Annotated in this window: 24 protein-coding genes; 6 read left to right on the top strand and 18 right to left on the bottom strand. The window is 61.3% G+C overall.

Features of this window, described 5'->3' with window-relative positions; all coding sequences use genetic code 11:
• Positions 1–5: 5 nt before the first annotated feature.
• The 18 genes from ERD78_RS19080 to ERD78_RS18995 form a co-directional block, all read right to left on the bottom strand.
• Complete coding sequence (locus ERD78_RS19080) at positions 6–1,013, bottom strand: FecCD family ABC transporter permease (protein ID WP_129971494.1); 1,008 nt, start codon at positions 1,011–1,013, stop codon at positions 6–8.
• Positions 1,014–1,037: 24 nt separating this feature from the next.
• On the bottom strand, positions 1,038–1,886 hold the full coding sequence (locus ERD78_RS19075) for a heme/hemin ABC transporter substrate-binding protein (protein ID WP_129971559.1): 849 nt from the start codon (positions 1,884–1,886) through the stop codon (positions 1,038–1,040).
• A 98-nt stretch (positions 1,887–1,984) separates the two neighbouring features.
• Positions 1,985–3,031: a hemin-degrading factor gene (locus ERD78_RS19070; RefSeq protein WP_129971493.1), complete on the bottom strand. Its 1,047-nt coding sequence runs from the start codon at positions 3,029–3,031 to the stop codon at positions 1,985–1,987.
• A 60-nt stretch (positions 3,032–3,091) separates the two neighbouring features.
• On the bottom strand, positions 3,092–5,434 hold the full coding sequence (locus ERD78_RS19065; protein WP_167668995.1) for a TonB-dependent hemoglobin/transferrin/lactoferrin family receptor: 2,343 nt from the start codon (positions 5,432–5,434) through the stop codon (positions 3,092–3,094).
• Between the two features lie 279 nt (positions 5,435–5,713).
• Positions 5,714–6,730, bottom strand: a complete 1,017-nt coding sequence (ilvC, locus tag ERD78_RS19060) for a ketol-acid reductoisomerase (RefSeq protein WP_129971491.1) — start codon at positions 6,728–6,730, stop codon at positions 5,714–5,716.
• Positions 6,731–6,833: 103 nt separating this feature from the next.
• Positions 6,834–7,325, bottom strand: coding sequence for an acetolactate synthase small subunit (gene ilvN, locus ERD78_RS19055; protein WP_129971490.1), 492 nt, complete (start codon positions 7,323–7,325; stop codon positions 6,834–6,836).
• Positions 7,326–7,335: 10 nt separating this feature from the next.
• On the bottom strand, positions 7,336–9,057 hold the full coding sequence (locus ERD78_RS19050) for an acetolactate synthase 3 catalytic subunit (RefSeq protein WP_129971489.1): 1,722 nt from the start codon (positions 9,055–9,057) through the stop codon (positions 7,336–7,338).
• Positions 9,058–9,428: 371 nt separating this feature from the next.
• Positions 9,429–10,121: a TetR/AcrR family transcriptional regulator gene (locus ERD78_RS19045; protein WP_129971488.1), complete on the bottom strand. Its 693-nt coding sequence runs from the start codon at positions 10,119–10,121 to the stop codon at positions 9,429–9,431.
• 73 nt (positions 10,122–10,194) lie between these two features.
• Entirely contained in the window at positions 10,195–10,896 is a 702-nt protein-coding gene (locus ERD78_RS19040; RefSeq protein WP_129971487.1) for an ABC transporter ATP-binding protein, read from the bottom strand.
• Complete coding sequence (locus ERD78_RS19035) at positions 10,893–11,699, bottom strand: ABC transporter ATP-binding protein (RefSeq protein WP_129971486.1); 807 nt, start codon at positions 11,697–11,699, stop codon at positions 10,893–10,895. Before ERD78_RS19035 ends, ERD78_RS19040 begins: the two co-directional genes overlap by 4 nt.
• Positions 11,696–12,640 carry a branched-chain amino acid ABC transporter permease gene (locus ERD78_RS19030; RefSeq protein WP_129971485.1) on the bottom strand — a complete coding sequence of 315 codons (945 nt, stop codon included), beginning with the start codon at positions 12,638–12,640 and terminating at the stop codon, positions 11,696–11,698. The genes ERD78_RS19035 and ERD78_RS19030 overlap by 4 nt, the downstream gene beginning before the upstream one ends.
• Positions 12,637–13,509, bottom strand: a complete 873-nt coding sequence (locus ERD78_RS19025; RefSeq protein WP_129971484.1) for a branched-chain amino acid ABC transporter permease — start codon at positions 13,507–13,509, stop codon at positions 12,637–12,639. Before ERD78_RS19025 ends, ERD78_RS19030 begins: the two co-directional genes overlap by 4 nt.
• A gap of 92 nt (positions 13,510–13,601) precedes the next feature.
• Complete coding sequence (locus ERD78_RS19020) at positions 13,602–14,822, bottom strand: ABC transporter substrate-binding protein (RefSeq protein ID WP_129971483.1); 1,221 nt, start codon at positions 14,820–14,822, stop codon at positions 13,602–13,604.
• 174 nt (positions 14,823–14,996) lie between these two features.
• The gene (locus ERD78_RS19015) at positions 14,997–16,619 is read right to left on the bottom strand and encodes an AMP-binding protein (RefSeq protein ID WP_129971558.1); all 1,623 of its coding nucleotides are present in this window, start codon (positions 16,617–16,619) and stop codon (positions 14,997–14,999) included.
• A gap of 7 nt (positions 16,620–16,626) precedes the next feature.
• Positions 16,627–16,989 (bottom strand): DUF6285 domain-containing protein, encoded by a 363-nt coding sequence (locus tag ERD78_RS19010; RefSeq protein ID WP_129971482.1) that lies wholly within the window; start codon positions 16,987–16,989, stop codon positions 16,627–16,629.
• Positions 16,986–18,059: a phosphotransferase family protein gene (locus ERD78_RS19005; protein ID WP_245152540.1), complete on the bottom strand. Its 1,074-nt coding sequence runs from the start codon at positions 18,057–18,059 to the stop codon at positions 16,986–16,988. Before ERD78_RS19005 ends, ERD78_RS19010 begins: the two co-directional genes overlap by 4 nt.
• 2 nt (positions 18,060–18,061) lie before the next feature.
• Positions 18,062–19,258: an acyl-CoA dehydrogenase family protein gene (locus tag ERD78_RS19000; RefSeq protein ID WP_129971481.1), complete on the bottom strand. Its 1,197-nt coding sequence runs from the start codon at positions 19,256–19,258 to the stop codon at positions 18,062–18,064.
• Positions 19,259–19,367: 109 nt separating this feature from the next.
• Positions 19,368–20,165, bottom strand: coding sequence for an IclR family transcriptional regulator (locus ERD78_RS18995; protein ID WP_129971480.1), 798 nt, complete (start codon positions 20,163–20,165; stop codon positions 19,368–19,370).
• Positions 20,166–20,322: 157 nt separating this feature from the next.
• Between ERD78_RS18995 and ERD78_RS18990 the strand changes: the two genes are divergently transcribed.
• Genes ERD78_RS18990 through ERD78_RS18965 form a run of 6 tightly spaced genes read left to right on the top strand, consistent with a single transcriptional unit; the run spans position 20,323 to position 26,374 of the window.
• Positions 20,323–21,054: an RraA family protein gene (locus tag ERD78_RS18990; protein WP_167668994.1), complete on the top strand. Its 732-nt coding sequence runs from the start codon at positions 20,323–20,325 to the stop codon at positions 21,052–21,054.
• Positions 21,055–21,069: 15 nt separating this feature from the next.
• Positions 21,070–21,966: an SMP-30/gluconolactonase/LRE family protein gene (locus ERD78_RS18985; protein WP_129971478.1), complete on the top strand. Its 897-nt coding sequence runs from the start codon at positions 21,070–21,072 to the stop codon at positions 21,964–21,966.
• A 34-nt stretch (positions 21,967–22,000) separates the two neighbouring features.
• On the top strand, positions 22,001–22,957 hold the full coding sequence (locus ERD78_RS18980; protein WP_129971477.1) for a Bug family tripartite tricarboxylate transporter substrate binding protein: 957 nt from the start codon (positions 22,001–22,003) through the stop codon (positions 22,955–22,957).
• A gap of 15 nt (positions 22,958–22,972) precedes the next feature.
• On the top strand, positions 22,973–23,290 hold the full coding sequence (locus ERD78_RS18975; protein ID WP_129971476.1) for an NIPSNAP family protein: 318 nt from the start codon (positions 22,973–22,975) through the stop codon (positions 23,288–23,290).
• A 10-nt stretch (positions 23,291–23,300) separates the two neighbouring features.
• The gene (locus ERD78_RS18970) at positions 23,301–24,104 is read left to right on the top strand and encodes an HpcH/HpaI aldolase family protein (RefSeq protein WP_129971475.1); all 804 of its coding nucleotides are present in this window, start codon (positions 23,301–23,303) and stop codon (positions 24,102–24,104) included.
• 56 nt (positions 24,105–24,160) lie between these two features.
• Positions 24,161–26,374, top strand: coding sequence for an FUSC family protein (locus ERD78_RS18965; protein ID WP_129971474.1), 2,214 nt, complete (start codon positions 24,161–24,163; stop codon positions 26,372–26,374).
• Positions 26,375–26,500 lie beyond the last annotated feature (126 nt).

Here is a 26,500-nt window from a genome sequence, read left to right as displayed (position 1 = left end):
CCCGCCTAGATGGCCGCCCTGCCGCGCAGCAGCAGCCAGAAGAAAAATGGCCCCCCCACCAGGCTGGTCACCAGCCCTATGGGTAGTTCGGCCGGGCTGATCAGCACACGCGCAAGCCAGTCGGCCAGCGTAAGAACCAGCGCGCCGCCCAGAATGGACGCGGGAAGAAGAAAGCGATGGTGCGCGCCAAGCATCATGCGCATAACATGCGGCACGACCAGCCCGACAAAGCCTATGCCTCCGGTGACCGCCACCAGCGGACCGATGACAAGCGCAATGGCGACGATCAACTTGCGCCGTATGGACTTGAGCGCAAAACCCAGGTGCGCAGCCTCGCGTTCTCCCAACAGCAGTGCATTGAGCACGCGCCATTGGCGGCATAGATAAACAAGCAGCAACGCCGTCCATGGCCCTGTCCAGATAAGCACGCGCCAACTGGCCCCCGCCAGACTGCCCATGCTCCAGAAGGTCAGATCGCGCAGTTGCGCATCGTTGGCAATATAGGTGAGCACGCCGATGATGCTGCCGCATACGGTGTTGATGGCAATGCCCGCAAGCAGAATGCCGGCAACGCCGGTGTAGCGCCGTCCGATTGCGTAAGCGAGCAGCGTGGCCAGCAGGCTGCCGGTGAAGGCGGCCGACGCAATGGCGAGATATCCGCCCGCAGTGATGACGATGGCAAAAACCGCACCCAGGGCCGCGCCGGCTGATATGCCCACCAGGCCTGGCTCGGCAAGCGGATTGCGAAACAGCGCCTGGATGGCCGCGCCCGTGATGGCCAATGCGGCCCCGGTCAACGAGCTGAAGAGCACGCGTGGCAGACGAATGTCGACGAGCACGTTGTGCAGCAGCTGATCATCGGGCTGCAGCGGGCCGAGCAGCAAACGCGGAAAGCTGTGCCAGGGAATCGACACGGCCCCGCCTGCGCTGGCCGCCAACAACGCCAGGACCAGACAGGCTGCAAGCACAAGCAGCAGAGGCTGGGGGGGCAGTTTGCGACTGGCTGAAAACATGATGACTGGGCGTATCCGGTTGCCTTAGCGCATGGCAGCCTGCTTGAGCTGCGCAATGGCCTGGGCTACGCGCGGCCCTATTCCCAGAATGAGCAGATCGTCCATGGCGATGACGCGGCCTGACCGGGCCGCGGGTGTCATGGCAATGCCGGCCTTGGCACGAACGGCGTCCAGCCCGCCCATGCCTTGCGCGGACGTCGTGGTGGTGATGATCATGTCCGGCTGCAGGGCCGCCATGCCTTCGGCCGATAGCGGCTTGTAGCCCTTGTGTCCCGCCGCGGCGTTCGTCAGGCCGGCCAGCGCCAGCATGGCGCCGGCGGCGGTGCCCTCGCCCGCCGCCATGAAGGGTCCCGTGCGATTCACAATGACCACTGCGCGCAAGGACGGCACATCAGCCTGACTGGCGGCTTGAACCGCTTGGCGTATCTGCCGCGACAGGGCCTGCCCTTGCTCAGGCACATGCAGCGCCCCGGCAACCTGATCGATCCGTTTATACAGAGAGTCGAGCGAAGGGCCGTCCGATACCTGCGACAGCGTGATCCCCAGGGACTGCAGGCGCTGCAGCACCTCCGGCGGGCCCGCGTTCTCGGACGCGAGTACGAGATCGGGCTTGACGGACAGCACGCCTTCAAGCGGCACGGTGCGGTAGTAGCCAACCTGGGGCAAGGCCGTCGCTTCTTCCGGATAAAGGCTGGAAGCATCGACGGCCACCAGGCGATCGCCCTGCCCCAGCTCATATACGATCTCCGTGACACTGCCCCCCAGAGTAACCACGCGTTGCGGCGTATCAGAGGGCAGCGCATCCCCAGACCGGGCTGGCATGGCGGCCGCCGCGATGGCAAGGCCAAGGCAGCACCCCAGAGCACGGACCATGCGCCTGCCAAGCAAGCGCGAAACAACGCCCGACGCACGGCTGATCGGCGGGCAGCGCCGGGCATGGCGGAAATGCGGGGCGCGTTCGGGCTGCATCATCACGCTGCGAGAGGCTCTGTGCAGTATCCCGCCAGCAGCTCGCGCCAGCTCGTCAGCTCAGGCACGCCGGGCTTGCGTGCGCCGAAGAACTGGGCGATGAGATCGCCATTGGCCGCAAAACACTCGAGCGAAGTGACCCAACCATCGGAAGTCGGCCGGTTGACGATCCAGGTGGCGTCGATGGCATCTGTGTTCAGATGCAGGTTGAAATGCGGTTCGAGAATATTGAACCATGGCCCGGTGCGTAGTGTCTTGGCGATGGGACCGGAATGGATCTGGACAATGCCGCGATTGCCCACAAAGCACATGAACGGGATGGATTGCCCGGCCACGTCCGTGATCATGCGCTCGGCCAGATCGTTGGGCATCTGCTGGGCAAGGTCGGGGCCTACGCCGCGCAATGCCGTCAGCCTGGACACTTGATGCTTCTTGAGCAGGCCAAAGAACTCATGGGTATCCTGCATGGCAAGCCAGTCTGCCCGCAGCGCGGCTGGCGCCTCGGTAACCGGCGTGGCGTCGACGGGCGGCAGCGATTCAATTTCCGGCCATTCGGCCTGCGGGTCGACAAACCGGGCAACAAGCGCCTCGTAGGCGGCCGTGTCGGTTTCGTCAGTGACGTAGACCTTATGCAGCGCGCCGCCCGCCATGTCGAAGAACTGCAGACTCTTCCGCCCACCATCATCAACGGCCCATACGCTTTTCCATACAGAGAAAAACAGACGCAGATCGATATCGGGCCCAAGCGCAATGCCCATGGTCTTGCCCGCCCTTACGTCTTCGTAGCGCCCATGGCGTTCGTGCACAGCCCATTCGTTGCGCGTAAGGGCCATGACACGCCCCAGCGCGCCAAGCTCCTTGAGGATGTCCTGGGCCGGCTCCTTGAGGCGCTGCGCTTTAATATCGCCGCACTGGGCGGCAACCAGCTCGAGCTCGGTGACACCCATTTGTTCGGCGACGTTGCGGATTCGCGCCTTGGGGTTTTCTGCCTTGATCAGGGTGTAACGCTCGCGCAGTGACTGCGCCTGTTGTGCAGTGGCTGTATTCATGACTGGATTTCCTTGATGCTTGCCATAATGTTCAAACGAGAAGCCTATGAGCGGCTGCGCTCAGTACTGATACGATACAGACAGGCGCAGGCTGCGGCCGGGCTGCGTGTACCAGTCTATGGGCCTGGCGTAGTTGGTTGGCACGTCCAGTGCATTCCAGTATTTTTTGTCGAATACATTGTACATGCCAGCCTGCACGCGCAAGCCCTTGATAGCGGGAGGCGTCCACCACGCCGTCAGGTCAACCACCCCGTAACCCGGTGCCTGGAAATCGGGCTTGTTGACCGCGGGATCGGGATCGGGATACGCAACCTGCGAGCGCGCCTTCACCAACGTCGTCATGGCCTGCGCGCCCCATTGCTGCGTACGGTATCCCAACGCGAGAATGGCCTTGAGCGGTGCCACGGAATTCAGGTAGCGGTCTTCGTTGAGATCGCGGCCGTGAGTCCAGGCCAACGAGCCCCATGTGAACCAGTTTTCGTCAATATTCCAATGGCCGCTCAGCTCCATCCCATAGATACGCACCCGCGCGCGGTTGATATTGGCGGTGACGCCAAATGGGTACTGGCCATCCCATGCGGGGTTCCATTGATCGGATCCGGGTGCAAGCGGCACAGCGTCGATGTAATCGCGATAGCGGTTGTCGAAGAAGCTGAAATGACCGCCCAGATCGGCGTCGCCAGCGTCAACGCCCAGCTCGTAGCCATGGCTGACCTCGGCCTTCAGCTCGGGGTTGCCGACCCGCAGGTAGGTACCGGGAGCGCCATAGTTCATGTACAGCTGCGTGGCCGAGGGAGCCTTGTAGCCGTAGCCGTAGCGGGCATAGAACGAAAGCGTGTCGCGCGGCGCGTAAGTGGCCAGGATGGAGGGAGACAAGCGGTGGCCGCTGTTGGACGACAGATTGGTTATGCCGGCATTGGGGTTGGCGCTGTAGTCGCCACCACCCTGAGGCGATTGGCGATATGCATCGTAGCGCAGCGCCGGTGTGAGCGCGTAACGGCCTTGCTCCCAGGAAATTTCGTCCTGCGCCCATGCCGACCATTGATGGCCGCGCGCTTCGGGCATGTCCGACTGATTGGTGTGCAGGAATTCGCAGCTGCGCGGCCCCATTGGCGGATTGGGCAGGAGAAAGGCGGGGCAGTTGTCGTAGCCCGACGAAGCCTGTTCGTTTCGGTTGTGATACCACTCGGCGCCTGCGGCCCAATGGTGCTGCACGGCTCCCGCATCCAGGTAGCCGTTCCAGCTGGTGAGGGCGCCATAGCCGGTTTCCTTGACGGTGTTGCTGCGTCCATAGGGCCCGTACGGGTACGCGTAGCCATAGACCTGGCCAGCGGGAAATGGGCCGAACATGATATCGCCGCGCGGATCGGGTTTGCGCAGGCCGTCAGTGCTGCCGTCCAGCTTGCTGCGTTGCCAGTACACCTTGACCTCGCCCGCTTGCACCGCGGATTTGGACGCCGCAGACTGGAAGTCATAGGAAAGAATGGCACGTTCGCGCGATTGCTTCTCGGACGCGTTGTGTTGGCCGGCATAGTAGGAGGTATCGGGGCCTTGCTCGAAGAGCCGCTGGCTGTCGCTTTCCAGCTCGAAGGCCTCTGCACTCAGCCCGATCCGGTGTTCCTGATTGAGATCGTGCTGTAGCTTGACAAGAATGTTGCGCTGTATGAAACGAAGCGGATCGGCCGCATCGCGGTCGCTTCCCAGCCCGTCCATGTCGCCCATGTTCTCCAATTCGTGGCCGCGGCGGTAGCCCGCCTGCACCAGCCAGCTCGTATCGCCCTGCCCCACCCGACCCGCCAGGGCCGCATCGATGCCGCGGCTGTCGTCAGCCGTATCGGCGCTGCCTTTCACCAGCGCACCAAAATCGTGTCCCGGGCGCAGCAAGTCGGAGGGGGACAGCGTACGCAGATCGACGTACCCTACCAAAGAGCCGGATTGAACCCCGCCGGCCGCACGAACCAGATCGACGCTGGAGAGCGTATTGAAATTGATGGTGGCCAGCCCGCCCCGTTCGCCGCGCGCGCCATCGTCCAGCCATGGGATGCGTATGCCATCCACACGCGTGACAACCCGGTCGCCATCCTGGCCCCGGATGTTCACGCTTTCGGAATCCCGGCTGTAATTGACACCCGGCTCCCCGCGCCGGGCAAAGTCTTCCCAGCTTTCGATACTGCGGTCGTCGAGTTGGCTGCGAGTCGTCATGGTGGCGCCGGGAGGCAATTCGGTTTGCAATTGCCCCTGGACCAGCAAGGGCGACAAAGTGGTGATGGCCGAAGGCGCGGTGCTGCTGGCGGCCTGGCTGTCGCCGGCGCGCTGCGCAGGGAGATCCGCGGTCTGAGCGGACGCATGGCCCGCGATGAAAACCAGACACAGGCCTGCGCACGTCGATGCCTTGGCAGCCATTCTACTCTCCATATGATAATAAAGACAAACCACAGAATGATAATTGTTTTCATTTAGATTATCAATTAATAATTTCCAGTAATTTATCGATATAAGTCTGCAGGCGGCACATAGAAAATGCGGCCCGGCATATCGTTACGCAGCACGACAGCGTTCTGTCTGCGTCGATATGCCGGGCCGCGAAGAAGAATAAAGCCCAGCGCAATGGAGAATGCCGTCCTGCCGGAACGCCGCCTCATCCTGAGGAGGTGTTCCGCAACGGCATTCTCGCCTAGCGGGCTAGTTCTTGCTTTGGTCCACCAATTTGTTCGCCGCGATCCAAGGCATCATGGCGCGCAGCTTGCCGCCGACCTGCTCTATCTGGGATTCGGCATTGATGCGACGGCGGGAAATCAGGGTCGGCGCGCCAGCCGCATTTTCCAGAATGAAGCTCTTGGCGTAGACGCCCGACTGGATGTCGGACAGGATCTTGCGCATGGCTTCGCGGGAGGCGTCATTCACGACGCGAGGTCCGCTTTCGTACTCGCCGTACTCCGCATTATTGGAAATGGAGTAATTCATATTGGCGATGCCGCCTTCATAAATAAGGTCGACAATGAGCTTGAGTTCGTGCAGGCACTCGAAATACGCCATTTCCGGCGCATACCCCGCTTCCACGAGCGTCTCGAAACCGGCCTTGATGAGTTCCACTGTGCCGCCGCACAGCACAGCCTGTTCGCCGAACAGATCGGTTTCGGTTTCTTCGCGGAAGCTGGTTTCGATGACGCCGGCGCGGCCGCTGCCGATGGCGCATGCATACGACAGTGCAATGTCGCGAGCCGAGCCGGACTTGTCTTGGTGCACAGCGACCAGCGAGGGTACGCCACCGCCCTGGCTATAGGTACCGCGAACAGTGTGACCCGGCGCCTTGGGTGCCACCATGATGACGTCGATGTCATCGCGCGGCTGAACCTGCCCATAATGAATATTGAAGCCATGGGCAAATGCGAGCGCCGCGCCAGCCTTGATGTTGCCGGCAACCTGGTTGCGGTAGACTTCCGCAATGTTTTCGTCAGGCAGCAGGATCATGACAAGATCGGCACCCTTGACGGCTTCCGCCACCTCCTTGACTTGCAGGCCGGCATTCTCGGCCTTTTTCCAGGATGCGCCGCTCTTGCGCAGTCCGACCACAACATTGACGCCGGATTCGTGCAGATTGAGCGCATGGGCATGGCCTTGCGAACCATAGCCTATGATGGCCACAGTCTTGCCCTTGATAAGGGACAGGTCGCAATCTTTGTCGTAATACACTTTCATTTGGAAGCTCCAATATTTTTGAGAGTTGTTTGCTCTTGTTCGATTCTTGATACTGCAGGATTCATGGCGGGCCTGCCCTGCGCCGACAATGCCGGCGCCCCGCCTAGAGTTTCAGGACGCGTTCACCCCGTCCTATGCCCGATACGCCTGTGCGCACGGTTTCCAGGATGGCACTGCGATCGAGAGCGCCGATGAAGGCAGCAATTTTATCCTGATTGCCCGTAAGCTCTATGGTGTATGCCTTGTCGGTCACATCGATGATGCGACCGCGGAAGATGTCCGCCATGCGCTTGACCTCTTCACGCTCCTTGCCAACCGCCCTCACCTTGATCAGCATGAGTTCGCGTTCGATATGGGCGCCTTCGGACAGATCCACCACCTTGACCACATCAATGAGGCGGTTCAGGTGCTTGGTGATCTGTTCGATGATGTCGTCCGAACCGACACTGACTATCGTCATGCGCGACAGCGTCGGATCCTCGGTTGGGGCCACCGTCAATGTCTCGATGTTGTAGCCGCGCGCGGAAAAAAGGCCCACGACACGAGACAATGCGCCGGGTTCGTTTTCCAGAAGGATGGAAATCACGTGTTTCATTGTGTTCTCCTTACAGGTCTTCAGAACCGAGCAGCATTTCGGTCAGGCCCTTGCCCGCCTTCACCATGGGCCAGACATTCTCAGTCTGGTCCGTGATGAAGTCCAGAAAAACGAGCCGCTTCTTGTGCTTGGTGAAGGCTTCGCGGATGGCCGGCTCGACGTCCGCCGGCTTGTCAATGCGCAAACCCACATGGCCATAGCTTTCGACCAGCTTGACGAAGTCCGGCAAGGCGTCCACATACGATTCGGAATAGCGCGAACCGTAGTCGATCTCCTGCCATTGGCGCACCATACCCAGGTAGCGGTTGTTCAGGCACAGTATCTTCGGATGCATATGATACTGGCTGCAGGTGGACAGCTCCTGAATGTTCATCTGTATTGAGCCTTCGCCCGTAATGACGGCGACGTCGGCATCCGGATTCGCCATCTCCACACCCATCGCGTAGGGCAGGCCCACACCCATGGTGCCCAATCCACCGGAGTTGATCCAGCGACGCGGCTGGTTGAAGCGGTAGTATTGCGCCGCCCACATCTGATGCTGGCCCACGTCCGACGTCACAAACGCATTGCCGCCGGTGACCTCCCACAGCGTTTCGATGACGAACTGGGGCTTGATTACCGTATCGGAGCGGGCATAGTCCAGGCATTGCCGGGCGCGCCACGTATTGATTTGCTCCCACCATTTGGCCAGCCGTGCCGCATCAGGCTGCGCATCGGCGCTGGCCTGGGTGTACAGGGTATTCATGTCCTGCAGCACATCCTTCACATTGCCGACGATAGGCACATCGACCCGCACACGCTTGGAGATGGACGATGGGTCGATATCAATGTGAACGATTTTGCGCGGCGTCTGGGAAAAGTGGCGCGGATTGCCGATGACACGGTCATCGAAACGGGCGCCGACCGCGAGAAGCACATCACAGTTCTGCATGGCCATATTGGCCTCGAAGGTGCCGTGCATGCCTGGCATGCCCACGAACTTGTCGTCGCCGCCAGGATACGCTCCCAGACCCATGAGGGTGGTGGTGCACGGGGCCCCGCTCAGATCGACCAGCTCGCGCAACGCCTCGGCGGCGTCCGACAGCACTACGCCGCCGCCGGCGTAGATCATGGGCCGTTCGGCCGCAAGCAGCATCTGGACAGCCTTCTTGATCTGCCCATGGTGGCCCTTGGACACCGGCGCATAGGACCGCATGCGGACTTCGCCGCGCCGCGCCGAATATTTGCAGGTCGCCACCGTGACGTCCTTGGGGATGTCGACCAGCACCGGCCCCGGCCGCCCAGTGCGGGCAATGTAGAAAGCCCGGCGCATGGTCTCGGCCAGATCCTTGACATCGCGCACCAGAAAATTGTGCTTGACGCAGGGACGCGTGATCCCCACCGTATCGCACTCCTGGAAGGCATCCTCGCCGATGGCATGGGTGGGAACCTGTCCGCTGATGATGACCATTGGAATCGAATCCATATAGGCCGTCGCAATGCCCGTGACCGCATTGGTGAGCCCCGGGCCGCTGGTGACCAGCGCCACGCCCACCTTGTCGGAGGACCGTGAGTACGCGTCGGCGGCATGCACCGCGGCCTGCTCATGCCGAACCAGGATATGCTTGAAATTGTCTTGCTTGTAGATTGCGTCGTAGATGTACAGCACGGCGCCGCCCGGATAGCCAAAGACGTGGTCAACGCCCTCTTCGGCTAGGCAGCGCACGACGATGTCGGCGCCATTGAGTTCCATGTTGTATTCCTTTCATGACCAGTGCGGGCATTCCGACCGGCCTTGGAGCCTGAGCTGGACTCGGCTTCGACAACATGATCCGGCGCTTCATGACTCACGGAGCCAATCCACCCGGACACCTTGCCGACCCGACTCGCACTCGTCGAAACACAGCACGAACGCCCCTTGGGAGCGCGGGAGGTAGAAACGGAAGCCTTGGCAACACACGCTTGTGACGCGGCCAGCGGCAGGTAAAGCAGGCGCAAAAAACCGGGCGGATGGCCCGGGCAACAGTGCCTTGGATGATAAGTTCGGGATGCTGAACAAACCAGGACTGCTAATTTACCCCTTTGCTGCGCTGCAAGCAAATCGGCGCTGACCGCGACCCTGTCTCAGGGAAGCAGGTAACGTTCCAGAACGGTGCCTATAAAGGCCGCATACTGCGTCGCATCCACCTGCTGGATGCGATACTTTCGCCGTTTAAGATACCAGTCCTGCATCATGGCCTTGCACAGGGATGCCACCAGCCGCGCGTCAGCATGCGCCGGCTGGAATACCCCCGCCTCCATGCCTTCGCTGATGATGTCGTGGAAGATATTCTCGATCTCGAGTTCCGTCTCGATGGCCGCCCTTTTGTGCGGCGCGGGCAGGTTCCTGGCCTCCATGAAGGAAAAATAGAACCAGGGCTGCAGGATTTCGCTCAGATACACATGCGCCTTGACGGCGGTCAACAGCCTGGCGGTGGGGTCGGATACGTCGCGCGTACAGTCGATGAGCGTGCGGCGCGTCAACATGAAGCCGTGGCTCTGGATGAGGGGAATCAGGTCGTCCTTGCTGCGGATATAGGCGTAAAGACCGCCGATGCTGAAGCCTGAATCCGCGCAAAGGTCGCGCAGCGACATGGCGTGGAATCCTTTGGCGCTGGTCAGCCTGAGGGCGGAGTCGATGATGCGCACAAGGTTGCGCACAGCCACATGCTCGCGCTTGACGCGGATGGTTCCGCCATTCTGGCGATACAGGGCGCGGCATATCTCAAGCTTGGACAAGTTAAGCCCGGCCTTGAAGGACTCGAAGTCGGAAATCATGATGGGGTCGGTTGGTGACTCACAGGCGCGAGTTTACGGCAAGCTGTCGGCGCGGCGGCTGAATCGCTCAAGCTCAGACCGAAAGATACCGGCGCTGCGTCTGCGCATCGCGCGCCAGCGATCCGCAGTCGGCTTCATGCACGATTCGCCCCTTTTCCAGGATGTAGGCGCGTTTCGCATGCCGCAGGGCGAACCGTACGCTCTGGTCTGTGAACAGAATGGTCGTGGTGCCAGCCAGCGCGTCAATCAGCTCGCCGATCTGCTTCACGATGACAGGCGCCAGCCCTTCATTCGGCTCATCAAGCAGCAGCAATTGCGGTTCGCTCATGAGGGATCGCGCCACAGCCAGCATCTGCTGCTGGCCGCCAGACAGCGTGGCGCCATCCTGACCAGCCAGCTCGGCCAGCATGGGATATTCGTCAAAAATGCGCTCTATGCTCCAGCGCGGCTGCAAGCCTGGCCTGCGATACTGGCCCACCTCCAGGTTCTCGCGAACGGTCAGGCCGGGCAGAATGCGCCTGTCTTCGGGCACTAGGCTCACGCCCATGCGGGCGATCCGGTAGGCGGGCATGCCAGCAATGTTGCGACCCGCGAAAACCACTCGGCCCCTGCCCGGCGGCGTCAAACCGATGATGCTGCGTAGCGTCGTGCTTTTCCCCGCACCATTGCGGCCCAGCAGACACACCGTCTCACCCTCGTCCAGCCGCAGCGATACGCCCTGCAGCGCATGGCTTTCGCCATAGTAGGTATGGATGTCCTGTACCTCCAGCATCATGGTGCGATCTCCTCGTCCTCGTCACCCAGATAGGCCTTGCGTACATCGGGATGGGCACGAACCTCCTGCGGCGAGCCCAGGACCAGCCTGCGCCCCCTGTGCATGACCAATATCCGATCCGCCAATCCGAACACAACCTGCATGTCATGTTCCGTCACAAGAAAGGTGTAATCGCCGTCCGCCGCCAAGGACCTGACAAGCGCCATGACGCGCTGCGTTTCATCGGGCGTCATGCCCGCAGTCGGCTCATCAAGCAAAACCAGATGAGGCCGGGTGGCCAGCACCACCGCGATCTCGACCAGGCGCTTGTCTCCATAACTGATTACGCCAGCCCGCCTGTCCGCCAGTCCGGAAAGCGACAGGCGCGCCAACAGTTCGAACGCCTCGTCGCGCACGCGGCGGTTGCGCGAGGCAAGATTGAGCCAGCGGCGGCTGTCTCCGCGATAGGCGGTCACCGCCACCTCGACGTTCTCAAGCACCGTCATCTCATTGAAGATATTGTTTATCTGGAATGAGCGGGATACGCCCAATCTGCTGATGCGGTGGGCCGGCATGCCCGTGATGTCCCTTTCATCGAACATAATGGTCCCGCTGGTGGGTTTCATGCGCCCTGAAAGCAGGTTGTAGAAGGTGGTTTTTCCCGCCCCGTTCGGACCGATGATGGCGAGCGTCTCGCGCGGAAAAACGTCCAGCGACACATCATCGACAGCAGCCACGCCGCCGAAGCGCTTGCTCAGGCCTTTGATGCTGAGTATGGGTGACTGACCGCCGCGCGGCGCGCGCACTGCAGATGCCGTATTCATTTGCGCTCCATCCACCAATCGAGAAGGGTTCCAAGAAGCCCGCGCCTGAAGAACATGACCATGAGCGCCAGAATAATGCCCAGCACCAGCATCCAGGCCTGCGTCACGCTGGTAATCCAGGTTTCCAGCAGCACGAACATGCCCGCGCCGAAGAACGGCCCCAGAAAGTACCCGCTGCCGCCGAGTATGGTCATGAGCACCGGCTCCGCCGACATGGACCAATGCACCAGTTCAGGGCTGGCGATCCGCAGAAACGGCGCCATGAGCCCGCCGGCCAGACCCGCGAAGGCGCCGGCGATGGTAAAGGCGGCAAGCCGGTAGCTGCGAACATTGAGGCCGCAGAAAGCAACGCGTTCGGGGTTCTGGCGTATGGCGCGCAGAACCAGGCCAAAGGAGGATCGGCAGATCAGGTACAGAAGCGCGGCCGCCAGCACCACTACCACAAGCACCATATGGTAATAAACACTTGGGTTCCCAAGTGTCAGCGGCAAGCCTAGACCGAACTGGCCCACGGTGAATCCGGCGATGCCGTCGCTGCCGTTGGTCACCGAACGCCATTGATGCACGACGGCGAATACCATCATGCCAAACGCCAGCGTCAGCATGGCGAAGTACACTTCATCCAGACGCACGCTGAAAAAGCCGATCAGCAGCGCCAGCAGCGCGCCGGCCACGATGGCCGCAAGCAGACAGCCGAGCAGCGGCCACTGCTGCGACTGCAACAGCATGGCCGTGGCATAGGCACCTGCACCGAAGAATGCCGCATGTCCGAAGCTGAGCATCCCGGTGTAGCCGAATATCAGATTGAAGCTGGCCGCGAACAACCCCAGAATCAGAATCTCCGTGGCGATGAAAATATAGAAGTACGGTGCTATCCATGGCAACGCAGCCAGGAGCAGAACGATGAGGGCCAATGCCGCGATATTGATAACGCGTTTCATGCGCTGGCCCTCCTGCCCATCAAGCCGTGCGGTTTAAGCAGCAGCACAACAGCCATGCCCAGGAACGGCAACACCAGATTCACTTCCGGCAGGAAGCGCCCGCCCAGTCCGTGGATAAGCCCAAGCACAATGGCGCCTAGCAGCGCACCCGGGAAACTGCCCAAGCCGCCTATCACCACGACAATGAAGCTTTCAATGATGACTTTGTCGCCCATGCCCGGATCAATGGCTCGCATGGGCGCCGCCACTACGCCACCGACAGCCGCCAGCCAGGCCCCGAATGCAAAGACGCCCGTGATGACCAGTTTGGTATTGATGCAAAGCACCTGGGCCATTTCACGGTCAAGCGCGGCGGCCCGCATGATGCGGCCCACGCGGGTTTTATTGAAAAGCAGCCAGAGCCCCGCCAGAAAAATCAGCCCGACAGCCACGACAAAAAGGTTGTAGAGCGGATAGGCAATGCCACCGGGCAGCGTGACGGTACCCCGCAGCAGCACAGGCGGATCAATGACATGAATGCCTGCCCCCCACAGCAGCCGCACGGATTCGTTCAGTATCAGAAGCAGCGCGAACGTGAGCAGCAGGCTGTCCGTCACTTCACGCTCGTATACAAAGCGCAGCATCAAGCGATCGATGATCACCGCCAGCATCGCCACACCGATGGGTGCAACCGCCAAGGCCATCCAGAACAGCATGCCCCAATTGTCCATGCACGCGTAGGCCATGTACGCGCCCAGCATGTAGAGTGCCCCATGCGCGAAGTTGATGACATTCAAGACGCCAAAGACAATATTCAATCCAACCGCGATGACGAACAACAGCAGGCCTATGTCGAGGCTGTTGAGCACTGCGAGGCCGAGACTCCCCATTTTGTCCCCCGTTTTCCATGTATGCGCACTGCCTTGCCTGCCCATGCGCCGCGGGCCGCAAGCCCAGGCGCATGGGACATGTCATGAATGCGTCAAAGCTTGCAGGCGGGGTCCACCGGCGGCGTTATCTTCTCGCCATCGAATGTATGCACCTGCGTCAGGCTGCGAATCCCGTCATCGGCATTCATGCTTCCCGTCTTGCCCCAGGTCGGGCCGATGAGCGCCTGGTTATCGCCTTTGCGGAAGGTCAGCTTGCCCGTGGGCGCGTCCACGGTCAAGCCCGAAAGCGCCTGCGCCACCGCCTTTCCATCCACCGACCCCGCTTTTTCCATGGCCGCCTTGAACGCATGCACGGCAACGTAAGCGCCTTCCGCGTTATAGCTGGGGGGCGCGCCATAGGCCTTCTTGTAGGCGGCAACAAACTTCTTGTTGATATCGTTGTCGTGCGCATCGTACCAGTAGCGCGTGCCCAGCCACACCCCTTCGGGCATCTGGTCGCCAAGGGCAGTCAGCACCTCGGTCGCCGCACCGACAGCAACCAGCACTTCGTAGCCCTGCTTGAAAAATCCCCGGTTGTTGGCTTGACGAACAAAATTCACAAGATCGCCGCCCCACAACGAAATCATGACACCGTCGGGCTTGGCGGCCATGACGCTATCGATGAACGGCGTGAAGTCTTCTGCGCCAAAACGCGGAAACGCGGGGTTGTCCATGATCTGAGCGTCGGGCTTAAGCGCTTTCAGATATTTGCTGAAGAACTCCCATGTCTGATGGCCAAAGGCATAGTCAGGGCCTATCGTGGTCCACTTCGTCGCGCTGGTCGAGGCGGCAATCTCGGCCGCGCCCTTCATATTCTGATGCACATTGACACTATCCCGGTATGTAAAGGCGTTGCACAATTTTCCGGTCGCATCCGGCGTGGCCGCGTGCGTGATGATGAACGGCTTGCCCAGCTCGGGCACCACCGGCGTCAATCCTTGCGCCACGCCGGAGCTGTCCAGGCCCATGAGTACGTCGGCGTTGTCCTGATACACCAGCTTGCGCGCAGCCTGTATGGCTGTGGCAGCCTTGCCCTGACCGTCCTCGAGCTTGAGCTGCAGCGTGCGCCCCAACACACCACCCGAACCGTTGATCTCATCCAGGGCAATCTGGATGCCCTGCTCCGCAAACTTGCCGTACGTCGCGGCGCTACCCGACATGATATAGATGGCGCCGATGGTGATCGGCTTCTCGGCGGCCAACGCGGGCGCGGCGGCCAAAGCGCCAGCCAGCGCGGCAACGGCGACTGAACGGTTGAACATCTGCGTGAACATATATGTCTCCTTTTGAGCGCGCCTTCCGGCGCACCTTGACGATTATGATGTACTCACTGGACGATGTGCTGCTTCAGGCTCTCCATAGGCATTTCCTCCAAGCTGCTATTCGCGTTTACCGCCGAAGCCCGCGCCGTGCCCGGTCGCGGGCAACTGCCGGCCTTCATGTATGGTTCATTTCATCCTCAACTGATCGCGCAAGACGTTCTTGCGTATCTTGCCTGTTGATGTCTTGGGCAACTCTCCGAACACCACTCGCGTGGGCGCCTTGTAATGCGGGAGCTTGTCGCGGCACCATGCGATAAGGGACTGCTCGTCCGTTGCGCTGCTGTCCTCGCGCAAGGAGACGAAGGCACAAGGCGATTCGCCCCATTTTTCGTCGGGCATGGCAACAACAGCGGCCTCCAGCACGGCTGGATGGCGGTACAGAACATCTTCGACTTCCTGGCTGGAGATATTTTCGCCACCCGAAATAATGATGTCCTTGGCGCGGTCCTTGACCTCCGCATAGCCATCGGGATGCATGACCGCCAGATCACCGGTGTGAAACCAGCCGTCTTTGAAGGCCTCACGCGTGGCGTCCGGATTCTTCAGATAGCCTTTCATGAGATTGTTACCGCGCATCAGCAACTCCCCCATTGTCTGGCCATCCCAGGGCGCAAATCCGTTCGGGCCCGATCCGGCAACGGCCACCTCGTCAATGGCATGCAGGCCGACACCTTGCCGTGCCATTTTCGGCGCCAGTTCTTCCAGCGGCAGGCTTCGCCATTCGGGCTGGCGCACGCACAGCATGGAGGGGCCATAGGTTTCCGTCAGACCATAAAGATGGGTGATATCGAAGCCCAGCTCGCGGCCTCGACGGATGACGGCACTGGGCGGTGCCGCACCGCCCAGTGCAAACTGCACGGAAGAGGGCAAGCTCACGCCGTTCTTGTGAAAATCGTTCAGCAGCATGTTGAGGACGATGGGCGCGCCGCACATATGCGTAACGCCGCAGATCCGAATGCGGTCCAGCACGGTCTGCGGCTGCACCTTGCGCAAGCAGACATGCGTGCCGCCTATTGCCGTGACAGCCCAGGTATAGCACCAGCCATTGCAATGGAACATGGGCAGCGTCCACAAGTAAACCGTGTCGGCCGTCATTTCCATGGCAATGGCATTGGTCATGGCGGAAAGATAGGCGCCCCGGTGATGATAGACCACGCCTTTGGGGTTGCCCGTGGTGCCCGACGTGTAGTTCAGGGCAATGGCATCCCATTCATTCTCAACCGGCCGGCCCGGCCACGCCGGATCCCCGGCCGCCACAAGCTGTTCATAATCCAGTTTCGCGAGCCCCTGCGACGGCCCTGATGGTCGGGAGATGGACACCAGCGCGGGCGCCGCGGCAATGCCGCTCACCGCATCGCCCACCATCTCCTCGAACTCCGTGTCATAGAGTAGCAGCCGCGCCTCGCCATGCTCGAGGATGAAGCGCAGTGTCGCCGCATCCAGCCGCGTGTTGAGTGCATTGAGGACCGCGCCCGCCATGGGTATCGCGTAATGACACTCCAACAGTTCGAGTGTGTTGAAGCACAGTACGGACACAGTATCGCCGCGCTGCACGCCCTGCTCCACAAGGGCATTGGCAAGCGCACGGCAACGTGCATGAAAGTCCGCATAGGTCAGGCTAACGTCGCCATCGATCACAGCCACCTTGTCGGGAAAGACATGGGCTGAACGCCGCAGAAAGCTCAACGGCGTGAGGCTGGAATAATTGGCGGGATTCCTGTCCAGCCCCTGCTGGTATTTGCTGCCCATGACGCCCTCACGACTTGACATATTTCGGGTTGCTAAGTGCCAGCTTGGATTCGGTTAGTGACAGCAAGAGCGCGCGCAGGGCTGGCTCATGTTTGGGCGCCACCTTGCGCTGCCGAACGAGCTCGGCCAGGCCCGCCTCGGTGGCCTCCGCATCCTGGACGCCGGCAAGCTGGAAGAAGCCGCCGATGGCCGCCGCGGCGTCCCGGTCCCCATCCGCATGAGGTGCCAGTTCCCGCGCGGCGATGGCCATGGCATTGGCCACCATCAGCGCATCATAGACACGTTCGGCGGGTAGTAATGGCAGCAATTCGTCCAGCAGCACGCGGCGGGCCACGGCCAGCAGTTCATTGCCATAGGGGCGATTGTTCAATGCGCACCTCCAAGCATCGCCATATAGTGGAGCAGATCCAACTCCATTTCCGGCACGATGCGGCCGGTCAGCGCCAACTCCAGTGACGGCTGCTCGCCCGACAAATGGCGCTGCGCCTGCTGCAGGGCAATGACCGCCCAACCCACACTTGCCATGGCTTCCCAGTACAGCACTTGATCGGGGTTGGGCGCTCTACCGCTGGCCTGCGTATAGGCTTCGAACAGATCCGCCTTGTATCCCAGCCCTCCAACCGGCTTGTCGAACGCGCCAAAGCGCCAACAGCGGGCGCACAGCCATCCCAGATCCTCGATCGGATCGCTCCAGCGCGCGAATTCCCAATCAAGCACGCCCGTGATCCGGCCCTCGTGCACCATATAGTTGCCCGTGCGGAAGTCGCCATGGCATAACGTCAACTCACCCCCGTCTGGAGCACAATCCTCCAGCCAGTTCAGCGCCCACTCAAGCACGGGGTGCGGTTCGGGAACACGGGCCAGCAATGCGCGGCATGTATGAACACGCGCGAGCGCGGCGGAGCCCGTGGGCATCTGCAGGAAATCCAAGGCTTGCAGCGGCGGCTTCACACTATGTATACGAGCCAACTCCACGCCAAGCTGGCGCACCAAGCTGCGCGCCTGCCCAGGTTCCATGTCTGCGCGAACCAAGGTGCGCGCATGAGCGGTTCCCTTGACCCGAGCCATGACACAGAATGCCCGCCCCATGACCGCGTCATCCTCGCACAGCCACAGCGGCTCGGGCACCGTTACGCCAGCGTGAAAGGCGCACTGCAGTACCTGGAATTCCTGCGCCCGGGTCATGCTGGCGTCGACGCCAGACGGCGCATCGCTGCGCACCACAAGCTCATGCCGGCCTGGCCGCTGCCCGCCAGTACATGCCAATGTCAAGGCATCGTTGTTTTGTATTGCCCCCCCAGACAGACGATGATGCGCCAGGACGCGAACTTGCTTGGCGCCGGTACGCTCGCGCACATATTCGGCCAAGGCCAGCACGCTGTCCGGCCAGGTGCCATGCGCAGGCTGCTGATTCGCGGATGCGGTGCTACGAGAAAGCACGCCTACCCCCACCGCCAGAAATCGACACCATCATGCATCAGCGTGCGGGACAATACCATTTTGTGCACCTCGGATGCGCCATCGACCAAGCGGGCCTGACGCGCATAGCGGTATATCCATTCCAGCGGCGTGTCGCGCGAGTAGCCCCGCGCGCCGCAGAGTTGAATCGCTGTATCCACGGCCTTGTGCAAGGTATCGGCCACCGCCACTTTGGCCATGGAGACCTCCCTGCGGGCGTAATCGCCCTGGTCGAGCTTCCAGGCCGCATGCATGGTAAGCAACCGGCCCACCTGTATGGCCATGGCCGCTTCGCCGAGCAGCCACTGGACGCCTTCCCTGTCCGCCAGACGCATACCAAAAGACTCGCGCTCGGCCACGTAGGTCGAGGCGATTTCCAGCGATCGCTTGGCCAGCCCCAGCCAGCGCATGCAATGCGTCAGGCGCGCCGGACCGAGGCGGATCTGCGTCAGCTTAAGGCCGTCGCCCACGCCCATGAGGCGGTTCTCGTCGGGAATGCGCATGTCCGAAAACCGCAACTCGCAATGCCCACCATGCTCTTCCGGCCCCATGATGGGAATGCGTCGCACGATTTCCCAGCCCGGATCGTCCCGATGAAACAGAAATGCGGTAAGACCCTTGCGCGCGTCGTCGGACGTGCGCGCCATGAGAATGAAATGAGCGGCCACGCCTGCGCCCGTAATGAAGTGCTTATGACCGTTGACGATCCAATGGTCCCCCTGCCGGACAGCCGTCGTGCGCGTCATGCCCGGATCGGAACCGGAACCAGGCGCGGGTTCGGTCATGGCAAAGGAAGAGCGAACGGTGCCATCTATGATGGGTTGCAGCCAGCGCTCCTTTTGTGCTGCGGTAGCCACCTTGTTGAGAACCATCATATTGCCGTCGTCAGGCGCCGCGGAATTGAACACCACGGGCCCAAAGATGGCGCGGTTCATTTCCTCGTAGCAGGCCGCCATTTCGGCCATGGAAAGACCTTGTCCGCCGCGCTCGCGTGGCATCTGCAGACTCCAGAGACCGTGATCCCTCGCACGCGACTGCATCTGGCGCAACAATACCGGCCGGATATTGTCGTGCTCATCGTACGACGCGCCCTCGGACTCAAGCGGAATGAGCTCCCCATCGACGAATTCGCGGATACGGCGGCGAAGATCCTCGCTGCGGGCCGATAAGGTGAAGTCCATGCCATGCCTTTCTGTAAGCGGCCCCGAAAAGGCCACAATTGTTTTCCGGTGCACCCTATAGCCCAATCATCGAACGATTGTTCGATATTGTCAAGCGCTGCGGCTGACCTCAGGCATGGGTGATGCGGGCGTACTCTTGCGCAATGCGCAGGCTGAGCGCCCGCAAGGCAGGCGCATGACGCGGCACCGAATCGGACGGCATGGCGGCCGATGGGCAGGCTCTGGCCAGACTGCCGATAAGGCGCTGATCCTGCAGCGAAAGAATGGGCACGGCAATGCCCATGACAAAAGGCGTGATCTGCTCGTAGCTCGTGGCGTATCCGGAACGCCGGATACCGGCCAGTGCATGCCGGAATTCCAGCCAGTTCTGGCCCAGGCCCGCGGCGCGAACGGCCTCCTCGTTGCCCAGATAGGCCTGCTTGATGCGGTGCGACGACAGATGCGCCAAGGCGGCGAGTGAGGCGGCGCCCTGAAACAGAGAAAAGGGGATGCCCCGGGCTCTGCGTATGGTGATCTGCTGGCCATTGTGACGAAGCACATCGGGGCCAACCTTGTATATGCACAGCACCTTGTCCTGATAAAGACTGTGCAGCAGCAAGGCATGATTGTCGCAATGCTCGCTCGCCAGCACCTGCTGGCCAGCGCGATACAGCGGATCCGTCAGCGCCAGCATGCGCTCCAGTTCCACGATGCGAGGCCCAAGCGTATACGCGCTTTCAGGTGCATTGGCGATCAGCCCCGCATCACACAGCTCCTTGAGATAGCGATAGGCGGTCGATCGCGTATAGCCCAGTACTGCTGCAATTTCCTCCGCGGTCAGCAGCGGGGAGGCTACCGAGAACAGAGAAAGAATATCCAGGGCGCGGCCCAGGCTGGACGGTGAGGATGTCTTGACGTTGGCTGCCATGGGCAAATTGTATTAGAGGCGCGCCTCCAGGCATCGCCGCATGTCTCGTCGGCCGCCTGTTCCGCCTGAAATTTAATAAATCCCATATTACAGGATTATTGACGTTACCTGCATAGCAAGATATTATGATTTGAATGGACTCTTCGGGACAGACATTGTGATCACCAGAAAACTTACTGGCCGCGTACCGCGCGAAGCCATCCGATGTCTGGAAATCCCCCGTTTGCAGCCATCGCTGCTGCAGCGATGCGCCCAACTGACCGATCTCACCAGCAGCCTGTCCGATGCGCTCGATCAACTTGGTCTGCGCGGCGCCGTGCCTGCCCGTGAGCTCGCACCCACGCTGAGCCAGTCGCGCGTCGTCGGTCAAGCAGTCACCGTGCGCAATATCGAGCGCGAAGAGAACCCCACTGTCAGCGCCGCCAGCGGCGTGGGCAAAATGGGTGAGCACGAAGCCTACAACCTGGCCCAACCAGGCGATGTGGTTGTCATCCAGGGCCTGGCGGGCGTATCCAATATGGGCGGACAATCCGCCACCGTCGCGCACCGCGCCGGCTGCGCCGCCGCGATTATCGACGGTGGGTTTCGCGACCCCTCCGCGTCGCGCGAACTGCATTTTCCTATCTGGTCTCGCGGACCCACGCCCATCACCGGTAAATGGCGGCTGCAAACCGTGGAGATCAACGGGAGCGTCCGTATCGCAGGCATCGGCGTCAGTGCCGGAGACCTGGTGGCCGCCGACGAAGCGGGTGTGGTGTTTGTGCCTTTTGCCCATGTACAGGACGTGGTCGAGCAGGCCGAGCGCATCGACGCCGGCGACCGGCGCCAGAAAGCCGACATCGCAGCCGGCATCGACCTGGCTACCCTCGCCGCCACACGCTATAAATAACAGGAGCATGCAAACATGCAGATTGAAACCGATGTGGACATCCGGTGTGCCGTGCACAGCGCGGATATCCTCGGGGAGGTGCCGCTTTGGTGCCAGCGGACGCAGCGATTGTGGTGGGTAGACGTGCGCCGGCCGGCGCTGCAGTTCCATGAGCCTGCGAGCGGCAAGCATGTCGCGCAAAGACTGCATCCAGATATGGTAACCGGCGCCATCGCCCTGCGCGAAGAGGGCGGCTTTGTGCTGGCTACCAGTTCGGGGCTCTATCTGTACGACCCCGATCACGGGCAAGCTCCCGTCCTCATAGCGAATCCGGAGAACAATGCGCCAGGCATGCGCCTGAATGACGGCAAGTGTGACCGACGGGGGCGCTTCTGGGTCGGCAGTATGCACGACACCCGCCGCGAACCGCTAGGCACCCTGTACCGCCTTGATCCGGATCACAGCTGCCATTCCATGCTGCGCGATTTCGTGCTGCCCAATGCCCTGAGCTGGAGTCCGGACGATCGAACCATGTACTTCGCCGACACGCACAATCAAGTCATATGGGCGTTCGATTACGACATCGATGACGGCGCGATCTCAAACCGCCGCATCTTCAAGGACTGGACACATCAAACTGGCAGGCCTGATGGCGCCACGGTGGATGCCGAAGGCTGCATCTGGAACTGCATGGTAGCCACCGGTCATCTTGTACGGCTGGCACCTGACGGCACGGTCATGCGCTGCATCCAGTTGCCCGTCACCAATCCCACATGCCCTGCATTCGGGGGCCGCGACCTGGACACGCTGTACATCACCAGCCATTCGCAGCGTTTCACACCAGAGCAGCAGGCACGCGAGCCACTTGCCGGCGCCCTCCTGGCTCTGAATGTGGGTGTGCGTGGCCTGCCCGAACCGCGCTACGCAGGCTGAACAACATGACAAGATCACATGACGGAGACAAATCATGCAAACCCGATTCGCTGCCTGCGCGGCGCTGCTGACCGGCGCCCTCGCAGTATTCACCGCGGCCCATGCCGCGGATACCATCAACATGATCGTACCTTTCTCGGCGGGAGGCCCCACCGATCTGATCGCGCGCACCATCGCCCCCAGTCTCAGCGACAAGCTGGGCAAGACCGTCGTGGTCGAGAATCACGGCGGCGCGGGCGGCACAATAGGCGCCAATCTCGCGGCCCATGCCAAGCCCGATGGGCACACTATTCTGCTCACAACATCCAGCCTCATCCTGTCTACCGGTACCCGCAGCAAGCTCCCGTTCGATGCCCGCAAGGATCTCATGCCGGTCTATCTACTGGGAGAGGTGCAGACCATGCTGGCCGTGAATCCAAAACTCGGCGTGGACACGCTGCAGGAATTGATCGACAAGGCCCGTGGTACGCCCGAGGGGCTCAACTATGGATCGACAGGCGTGGGCGGCACCATGCACGTGGGCGCTGAGCTGCTGCGCAAGGCTGCCGATATCCCGCTCGTGCATGTGCCTTACCGCGGGGCCGCGCCGGCACTCGTCGCGCTCATGGCCGGACAAGTAGACCTGGTCAACGCCGATGTTCCCGTCTTGCAGCCTTATATCAAGGACGGGCGGCTCAAGGGTCTGGTGATCTATGACACCCGACGCTCTCCGCTTCTGCCCGATATCCCCACTGCGTCGGAGGCCGGCATGCCGGCACTGCAAATGACCAACTGGTACGGCGTGCTCGTGCCTGCCGGCACTCCGGATTCGTTTCGGAAAACACTGGAAGGTGCACTGAACGAAGTAGTGCATGAGCCGGAGATCGCGGCCAAACTGGCGCAGGCCGGCTTCAGCAACCCAAAGGACACCGCGGGCTTTCAGGCCAGGCTGGATCAGGATTTCGGCAAATGGCTGCCTTGGCTGAAGGCCAACAACATCCATACCGATTGAACCGCAGCAATAGACATGATCTTCGAACTTCGCACCTACACCGTAGCCCACGGCCAGATGACCAGCTACCTGGACCGCTATGAGCATCAGGCGCTACCTCTGCTGCGCAAGCATCTGGGGCGCTTTCTTGGGTTCTACGTCAGCGAAATCGGGCCGCTGAACCAGGTGCTGCACATCTGGGCCTATGAGGATCTGACCGACCGCCAGCATCGGCGCGCCGAACTGGATGCCGATCCCGCCTGGCACGCCTTCAAGGAACTGAACGCCGGCACGTTCGTACACCAGGAAGTCAAGATCATGCGCGACCTGCCTTTTTCGCCGCAATGGCTGTAGCGTAATTGCAATGACCGACGAACTTGTGGCCTTGACCCGTAATCCGCTGAAAGAAAAGCTTGGGCGCGGCGAACTGGCGTCTTGCATGATCATCCGCATGAGCCATGGAATCGCAATCGGCGCAGCCGCCGCCAACGCGGGCCTGGATGCGTGCTATATCGATCTGGAGCACAGCCCGCTTTCCCTGGAAACGACAGCTGTCCTTTGTTGCGCCGCGCGCGCGGCAGGCGTGGTGCCGCTGGTGCGCGTACCCGGCCTGGACGAGGCGCTCGTTGGCCGCCTGCTTGATGGCGGCGCCATGGGCATCATCGTCCCCCAGATTGCGTGCGCCGAACAGGCGCGGCAGGCTGTGGCTGCGGCCCGCTATCCGCCAGAAGGACGCCGGTCGTTCTCCAGCACCCAGCCATTGCTGAACTATCGCGCCTTCCCGCCCGCCCAGGCGCAGGCCGCCATGAACCGTTCCGTATTCGTGGCCGTCATGATAGAGAGCGCCGACGCAGTCAGCCAGATCGACGCCATCGCGGCCGTACCTGGGTTGGACATGCTGTTTCTGGGCGCCGGCGACCTGAGCGCCGATCTGGGCATTCCGGGCGAGTTGTCGCATCCGTCCATGCGCGCCGCCTACGCGCGCATCCAGCGAGCCGCGGACAACAACGGCAAGGCCGTAGGCCTGGGCGGCTTGTCCAGCGACCCGGCTCTATTGGCAGAATGCCTGTCCGCTGGCGCCCGCTTTGTGTCTATCGGCACCGACCTCGCACTGATGACCAGAGCCATCCAGGAACAAGTCCGTCGCCTCCCTACTGTCGACTGCTGAGCCATTCATCACAAATTGCCTCTATACTGCCCGGGTCTGTCCATCGCGATGCACCTATGGTTTCCAGCTTGCCCCAGATACAGCGCTTTTTCTACAGCCATTACTTCTTCGGCGGCCTGCGACAGGGGGTAGGCGTTCTGCTGCCGGCACTGCTGCTGGCCGGCATACTGCACATGTACGCCGTCGGCATCATTGCATCGATCGGTGCAGCCTGCGTGGCCATCATCGACCAACCCGGCGGGCCTCGCAGCTATGGCCGCAACGGCATGCTTGCGGCCATTCTCGTCGGCTCGCTAACAGCATTGGTCACAGGTTTCGCGTCCGCTCACTCAGCCTTGCTCTGGCTGGTTGTTCCGCTGCTGTCCTTCTTTTTTTCCATGTTCACGGTCTTCGGCAAACAGGGTGGCCTGCTTGGCTTCGCCTGCCTGCTCATCATGACGCTGACCATGCGCGTTCCGCTGGCGCCTCACGAGGTGCTGATGCACACCGCCTATTCCTTCGCCGGCGGTGTCTTTTATTTCTGCTATGCATTGCTGGCGCACCGCGTGCTGTGGCACCGGGAAGAGCAGCAGGCGCTGTCCGCCGCGCTGTTCGCCACCGCCGACTACATGCGCGCGCGATCCCAGTTCTACGACGTGCACTCGGACCTCGATAAAAACTACCGCGCTCTTACGCATGCCCAGGCCAACATGACCGAGAAGCATCAGGGTGCGCGCGATACCGTGCTGCGCGAGCTGCCACGCGGGCATGGCAAGGCCGACCTGCTGCGCACCCGCGCCCTGAATGTATTCATCGACATGGTCGCCCTGCTGGATACGCTGGTGGCCACACATGTCGATTACGCAACGCTGCGGCGCAGTCTGCCTGACAGCGACCTGCTGGTATTCGGGCGCGATGCCCTGCGCAAGCTGGCCCGCGACCTGGATAGGCTGGCGCTAAATATCGTACGAGGCCGGCATGTCACCGAGCGCAGTAGCGTCAAGGCCGAACTACGAGCCATTGAGTACGAACTCGATCAGTGTCGGCGCAAGGGTATGGACGAGGACAGTCCAGAGGTCTACGCGCTGCTGGTACAGGTATTCCGGCGTTTGCGCAATGCAGCGCGTCTGGTACAACGCATCGGAGATCACATTAGCGACAGATCCGATGCCACCCTGGTAGACCGGCTGCTGGACAAATCGCTGAACCGATTCCTGACACGGCGCAAATGGCGCTTCGGCATGCTGACGAGCAATCTGCGCCTGGACTCTCCGCACTTCCGCTATGCTACCCGCGTAGCCGCCGGCACGCTGGCGGCCATGACCCTCTCCGTCCTGTTTTCCCTCACGCTCACGCACGAAGGCATGGCGCCCGAATTGAGCGCCCATAGCTATTGGATCATCCTGACCATCATCATTGTGCTCAAGCCAGGCTACGCATTAACACGGCAGCGCAACGGCTGGCGGCTCGCCGGCACACTCATAGGCTGCGCTCTGGCATTGCTGCTATTCAATGTCACCCATGATCCCGCCATCTATCTCGCCATACTAGTCGTGGCCTGCATACTCGGCTACGGCCTGGTACAGATCAATTACATGATGGCCGCCATTTTCAATACGCTCTTCGTGCTGCTGGTGTTCCATTTCCTGTCTCCCACCACCAATCTTGTCATCGGTGAAAGGCTGGTCGACACAGTGCTGGGTTGCGGCATTGCCCTGCTCTGCAGTTATATTCTGCCCTGGTGGGAATACAACTTCATGGGATCGCTGGCATTGGCGCTGAGGCGGGCCAATCAAGAGTTTCTCGGCAGCGGGCTGGAGTACGCAGCGCTGACCAGGGCTCAGGCAGCCCCTGGTGCGGGCGTGGATGCCGACCTTGACACGCGATTGCGCGAAGCCGAGTTGCGCTGGCGCATTGCCAGAAAGAACGTGCACATCGCCTTTGGCAATTTCACGGCCGCCTTCTACCGCATGATGGATGAGCCCGCCCGGCGCCAACGCAACGTGCCCGAATTGAACCATCTGCTGATACAGAACCACGTGCTGGCATCACAGATAACGTCTGCCATTCCCATTCTGGCGAACCTGCCCAGCGTACCCGAAGGCGTGCAAAAATCGCTTGACGCAGTCGTGGCTTTCCTGGACGGCAAGTATGCCAGCCCGCCCGCGTCGATCGAAATCGAAGGCGAACTGGCCACCCTGGCCTACCCTTTGCGCCAGATGGTAAAAGCCTCTCAATTGATCGACCAGGAAATGCGAGGCCTGCCTCAAGCCGATCCGGCCAAGGCGTGAACCCCTGACCTGTCCTGGCTTTTTCGATCCAAGGTAACTTGAGACAATGGCCTCTTCGATAGCGAGAGGCACATGAAGAAGACGCGATACAACGATGAGCAGATCGTCCGGATCCTGCGCGAGACC

The organism is Allopusillimonas soli (assembly GCF_004153445.1).
Taxonomy (GTDB): Bacteria; Pseudomonadota; Gammaproteobacteria; order Burkholderiales; family Burkholderiaceae_B; genus Allopusillimonas; species Allopusillimonas soli.
This window is presented reverse-complemented; position numbering and strand designations above follow the sequence as displayed.

Coding starts and splice junctions, on each gene's coding strand:
- ERD78_RS19080 (WP_129971494.1), bottom strand. CDS start 1,013: ATGTTTTCAGCCAGTCGCAAACTGCCCCCCCAGCCTCTGCTGCTTGTG.
- ERD78_RS19075 (WP_129971559.1), bottom strand. CDS start 1,886: ATGGTCCGTGCTCTGGGGTGCTGCCTTGGCCTTGCCATCGCGGCGGCC.
- ERD78_RS19070 (WP_129971493.1), bottom strand. CDS start 3,031: ATGAATACAGCCACTGCACAACAGGCGCAGTCACTGCGCGAGCGTTAC.
- ERD78_RS19065 (WP_167668995.1), bottom strand. CDS start 5,434: ATGGCTGCCAAGGCATCGACGTGCGCAGGCCTGTGTCTGGTTTTCATC.
- ilvC (WP_129971491.1), bottom strand. CDS start 6,730: ATGAAAGTGTATTACGACAAAGATTGCGACCTGTCCCTTATCAAGGGC.
- ilvN (WP_129971490.1), bottom strand. CDS start 7,325: ATGAAACACGTGATTTCCATCCTTCTGGAAAACGAACCCGGCGCATTG.
- ERD78_RS19050 (WP_129971489.1), bottom strand. CDS start 9,057: ATGGAACTCAATGGCGCCGACATCGTCGTGCGCTGCCTAGCCGAAGAG.
- ERD78_RS19045 (WP_129971488.1), bottom strand. CDS start 10,121: ATGATTTCCGACTTCGAGTCCTTCAAGGCCGGGCTTAACTTGTCCAAG.
- ERD78_RS19040 (WP_129971487.1), bottom strand. CDS start 10,896: ATGATGCTGGAGGTACAGGACATCCATACCTACTATGGCGAAAGCCAT.
- ERD78_RS19035 (WP_129971486.1), bottom strand. CDS start 11,699: ATGAATACGGCATCTGCAGTGCGCGCGCCGCGCGGCGGTCAGTCACCC.
- ERD78_RS19030 (WP_129971485.1), bottom strand. CDS start 12,640: ATGAAACGCGTTATCAATATCGCGGCATTGGCCCTCATCGTTCTGCTC.
- ERD78_RS19025 (WP_129971484.1), bottom strand. CDS start 13,509: ATGGGGAGTCTCGGCCTCGCAGTGCTCAACAGCCTCGACATAGGCCTG.
- ERD78_RS19020 (WP_129971483.1), bottom strand. CDS start 14,822: ATGTTCACGCAGATGTTCAACCGTTCAGTCGCCGTTGCCGCGCTGGCT.
- ERD78_RS19015 (WP_129971558.1), bottom strand. CDS start 16,619: ATGGGCAGCAAATACCAGCAGGGGCTGGACAGGAATCCCGCCAATTAT.
- ERD78_RS19000 (WP_129971481.1), bottom strand. CDS start 19,258: ATGGACTTCACCTTATCGGCCCGCAGCGAGGATCTTCGCCGCCGTATC.
- ERD78_RS18995 (WP_129971480.1), bottom strand. CDS start 20,165: ATGGCAGCCAACGTCAAGACATCCTCACCGTCCAGCCTGGGCCGCGCC.
- ERD78_RS18985 (WP_129971478.1), top strand. CDS start 21,070: ATGCAGATTGAAACCGATGTGGACATCCGGTGTGCCGTGCACAGCGCG.
- ERD78_RS18980 (WP_129971477.1), top strand. CDS start 22,001: ATGCAAACCCGATTCGCTGCCTGCGCGGCGCTGCTGACCGGCGCCCTC.
- ERD78_RS18975 (WP_129971476.1), top strand. CDS start 22,973: ATGATCTTCGAACTTCGCACCTACACCGTAGCCCACGGCCAGATGACC.
- ERD78_RS18970 (WP_129971475.1), top strand. CDS start 23,301: ATGACCGACGAACTTGTGGCCTTGACCCGTAATCCGCTGAAAGAAAAG.
- ERD78_RS18965 (WP_129971474.1), top strand. CDS start 24,161: ATGGTTTCCAGCTTGCCCCAGATACAGCGCTTTTTCTACAGCCATTAC.